At 78.4% G+C, this 6,529-nt stretch carries 1 protein-coding gene and 1 pseudogene; one reads left to right on the top strand and one right to left on the bottom strand.

Annotation, left to right across the window (positions count from 1 at the left end; all coding sequences use genetic code 11):
* Nucleotides 1-159 precede the first annotated feature (159 nt).
* Nucleotides 160-6,333, bottom strand: coding sequence for a PE family protein (locus BST27_RS32785; protein WP_170062393.1), 6,174 nt, complete (start codon nt 6,331-6,333; stop codon nt 160-162).
* On the opposite strand from BST27_RS32785, the pseudogene BST27_RS32780 reads away from it, so the two are divergent.
* Nucleotides 6,317-6,529, top strand: a pseudogene (locus BST27_RS32780) (hypothetical protein); the annotation flags it as partial. The gene BST27_RS32785 and the pseudogene BST27_RS32780 sit on opposite strands and share 17 nt — an antisense overlap.

Here is a 6,529-nt window from a genome sequence, read left to right as displayed (position 1 = left end):
ACCGGCCAGGACCACCCTGTCGGTAACCCACGTTCACATGTGAGCGAGGCCCCAGCCCATACCCCCATACCGTCTGGCGCGGCACTCGACGTGCAGCGCCACGCTGGCGTGACACTCGGCGACGGCGTACGTCCGCTAGGCGGCCGCAGCTTCCCCGGACTACGGCGAGCCGGCGCCGCCGGCGCCGCCGGTGCCGCCGGTGCCGCCGGTAGTGCCGGTGTGGATGCCGCCACTCTCGCCGGGCAGTCCACCATCGCCATCGTTGCCAAGGCTGCCCGTGCCGCCGGCACCCCCGGTACCGCCGAATCCGCCGTTGCCGCCTTGGCCATTGGCGCCGGAGTCGCCGCCGTTACCGCCGGTGCCACCCTGCCCGCCAGTGCCGCCGTTCGACAAGGTGCTGCTGCCGCCGGTGCCGCCGATGCCACCTACGCCGCCCACACCGCCGATGCCGTTGTCCGCGGCCTTGCCGCCCTGGCCACCGGCGCCGCCCTGGCCACCGGTGCCAGCGCCGGCGCCACCGTCGGCGCCGCCTTGGCCACCCTTGCCGCCCGCGCCACCGGCCGCGGCCGTGAGGCCGGCCTGAGTGGTGCTGCCGCCGGCACCACCGGCGCCACCCTTGCCACCGGCGCCGGCCGTACCCGCGGTGCCGCCGGTGCCCCCGGTACCCACCGCGCCACCGGCACCACCTTGACCACCGGTGCCGCCGACACCACCAGCGCTGGCTCCGCCCTTGCCGGTGTCGTCGAAGCCCTTGCCGCCGGCGCCACCCTCGCCACCGACACCGCCTTCACCGCCGCTGCCGTTGGTGCCGTTGAGCGAATTGCCACCCTGGCCGCCTGCGCCGCCAGCACCACCCGCGCCACCGGTGCCACCGACAACACCGGAGGCGTTGCTGTCGCCGCCGGCGATGCCCTCGCCACCGGCGCCTCCGGCACCGCCCTTGCCGCCGGTGCCGCCGCCGACGCTGTTGTCGGCGCCGCCTTGACCACCTTGGCCGCCTTGACCACCTGCGCCGCCGTTGGTCCCTGCGGTCGCCGCGCCGCCCTTACCGGCGGTTCCGCCTTGACCGCCCGCACCGGCGGTGCCGCCGTCGGTGATGTTGGCGCCGCCCTTGCCGCCCGTGCCGCCGGTGCCGCCGGCGCCCGCGTTGCCCGCGGTGCCGCCGGTGCCGCCGGTGCCGACCGCTCCGCCCACGCCACCATTGCCGCCCGCCCCGCCGGTGCCGCCGTCGCCGGCGTCGCCGCTGCCGTTGTCGTTGAAGCCCGCGCCGCCGGTGCCGCCGGTGCCGCCTTGGCCGCCCTGACCACCGTTGCCGTTGGTGGCGCCGGCGACGGCGTTGCCGCCCTGGCCCCCGGCGCCGCCCTCGCCGCCTTTACCGCCGGAGAGGCCGGCCCCGCCGGACGGGCCGGAGGCACCCTGGCCACCTTGGCCACCCTTGCCACCCGCACCACCCGCACCCGCGGTGTTGCCTGCCTTGGTCGCGGCGCCGCCGGTGCCACCGACGCCGCCGGCCCCGCCGTCACCCGCAGCACCCGCGGAACCACCGGTGCCGCCGGATCCGGCCGCCCCACCCTTGCCGCCGGCGCCCCCGGTGCCACCGGTGCCACCCGCGGTGGCGTTGTTGCTGCCGTCGTCGGCGAAGCCGGTGCCGCCCTGGCCGCCCTTGCCGCCGACGCCGCCGGCCCCGCCGTTGCCGTTGGTGCCGCCGTTGCCGCCACCGCCGAGGCCACCCTGGCCGCCGGCGCCGCCGGTGCCGCCAGTGCCGCCCGGGTTGTTGGCGGTGCCGGTAGCGCCCTTCGCGCCGGCGCCGCCGGTGCCGCCCTGACCGCCGTCCCCGCCAGTACCGGCCTTACCGTCGGCGCCGGCGGTGCCTCCGGTACCCGGGTCGCCGGCAAGGCCGCCAAGTCCGGCGGTGCCACCGGTACCACCCATACCGCCGGCGGTGGCGTTGTTGTTGCCGTCGTCGGCGTACCCGGTGCCGCCCTTGCCGCCCGCGCCGCCCTTGCCGCCCAGGCCACCGTCTCCCGCGGTGCCGCCGTTTCCGTCGCCGCCTTGGCCGCCTTTGCCGCCCGCGGCGCCATTACCGCCGGTGCCGCCGTTGTTGCCGACCGTTCCGGTGGCGCCTTGCGCACCGGCCCCGCCGGTGCCGCCCGTGCCGCCAGCACCACCGGTGCCCACAGCGCCATCGGCCGCCCCGGCACCGCCGGCGGCGCCACCCAGACCAGCAGCGCCACCCTTGCCGCCGGTGCCGCCGGGTGTGGCGTTGTTGCTGCCGTCGTCATTGAACCCGGTGCCACCTTGGCCGCCCTTGCCGCCGGTGCCGCCGGTGCCGCCATCGCCGTGGAGGTCGACGCCGGTGCCGCCCTGGCCGCCGAGCCCGCCGGCCCCACCGGCGCCGCCGTCGCTGCCGACGTTGCCGATGGTGGCGGTGGCGCCTTGGGCGCCGTCGCCACCGGTGCCGCCGGCGCCGCCGGCGCCTGCTTTGTTGCCGAGGATGTCGGTATTGCCGCCGGTACCGCCGGTGCCGCCGATGCCGCCGTTGCCCGCCGCACCCGCGGTGCCGCCTATGCCGCCAGTGCCGGCGGCGCCGCCCAGGCCGCCCTTGCCGCCCTGGCCGCCCTGGCCGCCGGCGGTGGCGTTGTCACTGCCGTCGTCGTCGTACCCGGCGCCGCCTTGGCCACCCTTGCCGCCCTCGCCACCGGCGCCGCCGGTGCCGTTGGTCGCGCCGGTGACGGCGTTGCCGCCTTGGCCACCCTGGCCGCCCTGGCCGCCTGCACCACCGATCGATCCGGTGTCGCCAGCCAGGCCGGCGGCACCCTGCCCGCCGTTGCCGCCTTTGCCGCCCGCACCACCGGTGCCGGCCACACTGCCACTCTTGGTGGCGCTGCCGCCCACGCCGCCGTCCCCGCCGGCGCCACCGGCGCCGGCAACGCCCGAGGTGCCGCCGGTCCCGACGGAGCCGGCCATTCCGGCCGCGCCACCGTCGCCACCCGCACCACCGCTGCCGCCGGCGGTTGCGCTGTTGTTGGTGTTCTCGTTAAAGCCCGCGCCACCGAGGCCGCCGACCCCGCCGGCGCCACCATTGCCGCCCTTGCCGCTGACGCCAGCGGATCCACCGGCGTCGCCTCCTAGGCCGCCTGCGCCGCCTGCGCCGCCTGCGGCGCCGTCACCGCCGGCCTTGCCGGCCGCAGCCGCGGCCCCGGCGCCGCCGGCACCACCTTCACCACCGGCGCCGGCGTCGCCGCCATTGCCGACGACCCCGCCGGTGCCGACCGTTCCGGCCGCCCCTCCGACCCCGCCGTCGCCGCCGGCGCCGCCTTTGCCGCCCGCGGTGGCTGCCTCGTTAGCGGTGCCGTTAAAGCCCGCGCCGCCCTGGCCGCCGGCCCCGCCCTTACCGGCTGAACCGCCGTCACCGCTGAGTCCGTCCACACCACCGGCGTCACCGCCGATTCCGCCAGCGCCGCCAGCCCCGCCCGCGCCGCCGTCACCACCAGCTTTGCCTGCGGTGCCCGCAGCGCCCACACCACCGACACCACCGTCACCACCGGCTCCGGCGTCACCGCCGTTGCCCACGATCCCGTCCTTGCCGACGGCGCCGGCCAGTCCGCCGACCCCGCCGTTGCCGCCGGCGCCGCCCTTGCCGCCGGCGGTCGCCGCATCATTGGCGGTGCCGTCGAAGCCGGCCCCGCCCTTGCCGCCGGCCCCACCGCTACCGGCCGCGCCGCCGTTACCGCTGATTCCGTCGGCTCCACCGGCGCTGCCACCTAGGCCGCCTTGGCCGCCGTCGCCACCAGCGCCACCGGCACCGCCTGCCTTTCCAGCGGTACCCGCAGCGCCAGCGCCGCCGACACCGCCGTTACCGCCAGCGCCGGCGTCGCCGCCGTCACCCACAACGCCGCCGGTGCCGACCGACCCGGCCACCCCGCCGGTGCCGCCGGCACCGCCGGCGCCGCCCTGGCCGCCGTCGGTGGCCTCGTCACTGGCGGTGCCGTCGAAGCCCGCACCGCCCTTGCCGCCAGCCCCACCGGCGCCGCCCGCGCCGCCGCTGCCGCTCTTCCCGCCTGCTCCGCCGGCGTTACCGCCCATGCCGCCGGCGCCACCGGCCCCGCCGGCACCACCGCCTCCACCGTGGTTTCCAGCCGTACCGGCGGCACCGGTGCCGCCGGCGCCCCCGTGACCGCCAGCACCGGCGTCGCCGCCGTCGCCCACGGTTCCGCCCCTGCCCCCGGTGCCCGTCGCACCGCCCGCGCCACCGTTGCCGCCGGCGCCGCCCTGGCCGCCGGCCGTGGCCGCGTTGTCTCCGACGCCGTTGAAGCCTTTGCCACCCTGGCCACCGGCGCCGCCGAGACCGCCGGCGCCGCCGCTGCCGTTGGTGCCGCCGTTGCCGTCACCGCCCTGCCCGCCTTGGCCGCCGGCCCCACCGGCGCCGCCGGCCTTCCCGGCTTCGGTGGACGTGGTGGAGTTGGCGCCGTTGGCCCCGGCGCCGCCGGTGCCGCCTTGACCGCCGACGCCCCCGGTGCCCGCGCTGCCCGCGGCGCCGCCAGTGCCGTTGGTGCCCACATCTCCGCCGGCGCCTGCCGCACCGCCTTTGCCGCCTTTGCCGCCGTCGGTGGCGGCATTGCTGTCGGTGCCGTTGAAGCCGGTACCGCCCTTGCCGCCGGCTCCGCCGGTGCCGCCGAGGCCGCCGTCGCCCCTGGTGCCGCCGAGGCCGTCGCCACCCTGGCCGCCCTTTCCGCCCGCAGCGCCATCGCCACCGGTCCCGCCGGCAGCGCCGGGAGTGGTGGACGCCGCGCCCTGGGCACCGGCCCCGCCGGTGCCGCCGGTCCCGCCTTTGCCGCCGCTACCGGTCGCGCCGGCATTGCCAGCGGTACCCGTCCCATTGCCGGCGTTCCCGCCGAGGCCCGCGGCACCTCCGGTCCCGCCGGTGCCGCCGGCGGTGGCGTTGTTGCGGCCGTCGTCGGCGTAACCGTTGCCACCCTGGCCGCCTTGACCGCCGATACCCCCGGCGCCACCGTCGCCGTTAACCCCGCTTGCGGACGCGCCGCCTTGGCCGCCCTTACCGCCTTGACCCCCCATGCCGCCGGTGTGGCCGCTGGTACCGACCGTCGCGTCGGCGCCTTGGCCACCCTGGCCACCCTGACCGCCCTGGCCACCGTCGCCGCCGTCGGAGCCGGCCAGCGTGCCGGCGCCGCCCGCGCCCCCGGTGCCTCCGGCACCTCCGGTGCCGGCCTCGCCGACGGTCCCGCCGATGCCGCCGATCCCTACCGCGCCGCCCTTGCCGCCGGCGCCGCCCGCGCCGCCGCTGCCTCCGTCGGTAGCGCTACCGGCGCCGCCGAGCGTGTCGTCGGCGCCTGCGCCGCCCTGACCGCCCGCGCCCCCGGTGCCGCCGGCGCCACCGGAACCGTTGACGCCGCCGTTACCGGCGCCGCCCTGCCCGCCTTGCCCGCCGGCGCCGCCGGCGCCGCCTGCCTTTCCGTTGTTGCCCGTGGTGCCAATATCACCTTGGCCGCCAATGCCACCGGTGCCGCCCTGGCCACCGTTCCCGGCCACGCCCGTGGCTCCCGGCGCACCGAATGGCGCGGTGCCACCGATGCCGGCGGCACCGCCATTGCCGCCCGTTCCGCCGGCTCCGGCGTTACCGCCGTCCACGCCGAAGCCCACGCCGGTACCACCGTTGCCACCCGTACCGCCGTGGCCGCCAACCCCGCCATTACCGCCGGCACCGCCGACGCCGCCCATGATCGCGCGGTCGGCCCCGCCGGCCCCACCGGCGCCGCCGTTACCGCCGGCCGCTCCGGCCCCGCCGACACCGCCGCCGGCATCGCCCTCCAATCCGGCGCCACCGTTCCCGCCGGCGCCTCCGGATCCACCGGCCCCGCCGGCGCCGCCGAACAACGCCCGGTTCTGGCCGCCGGCACCGCCGGCTCCGCCGTCGCCACCCGCTTGGTTGATCACGCCGTCGCCACCGACACCGCCGGCTCCGCCGAACGCGCCGGCGCCGCCGAACAACCCACCGACACCACCGGAGCCACCCGCCTGACCGTTACCGCCAGACTCGTTACCCACCACACCCTTTGCGCCGTTCCCGCCCGCCGCACCGTTACCACCGGCACCGCCAGCACCACCATTGCCGTGACTGCCGCCCGCCCCACCGGCACCACCAGCACCGCCGTCACCACTACCGACAACGGTGGCGCTGAACCCGTTACCGCCAGCACCGCCGTTGCCCAACACCCCGTCCGGTCCGGTACCCGCTACGCCGTCGCTGCCCTTACTCGCACCGGTACCGCCGGTGCCGCCCTTGCCACCAACACCGGTGACCCCTGCGCCCAACGGTTTTGACGGTGACAATTCCCCGCCGTCGGGTACCGCGACGGCGGGGATCGACGGCGGCGATGGCGCGGTGCCCGGCCAGGCTGGCGGTAACGGCGGTAAGGGCGGCGTTGAGGTGAGCAACACCGCCGATCCCGGTCTGGGTAAGGCCGGCGGTGCTGGCGGCGACGGGGGTGTGGGGGCGCCCGGCGGGAAC

The sequence above is a fragment of the Mycobacterium intermedium genome, from assembly GCF_002086275.1.
In the GTDB taxonomy this organism is placed as follows: Bacteria; Actinomycetota; Actinomycetes; order Mycobacteriales; family Mycobacteriaceae; genus Mycobacterium; species Mycobacterium intermedium.
Note: the sequence above shows the minus strand (reverse complement) of the source record. Positions and strands in the feature narration are given on the sequence as shown.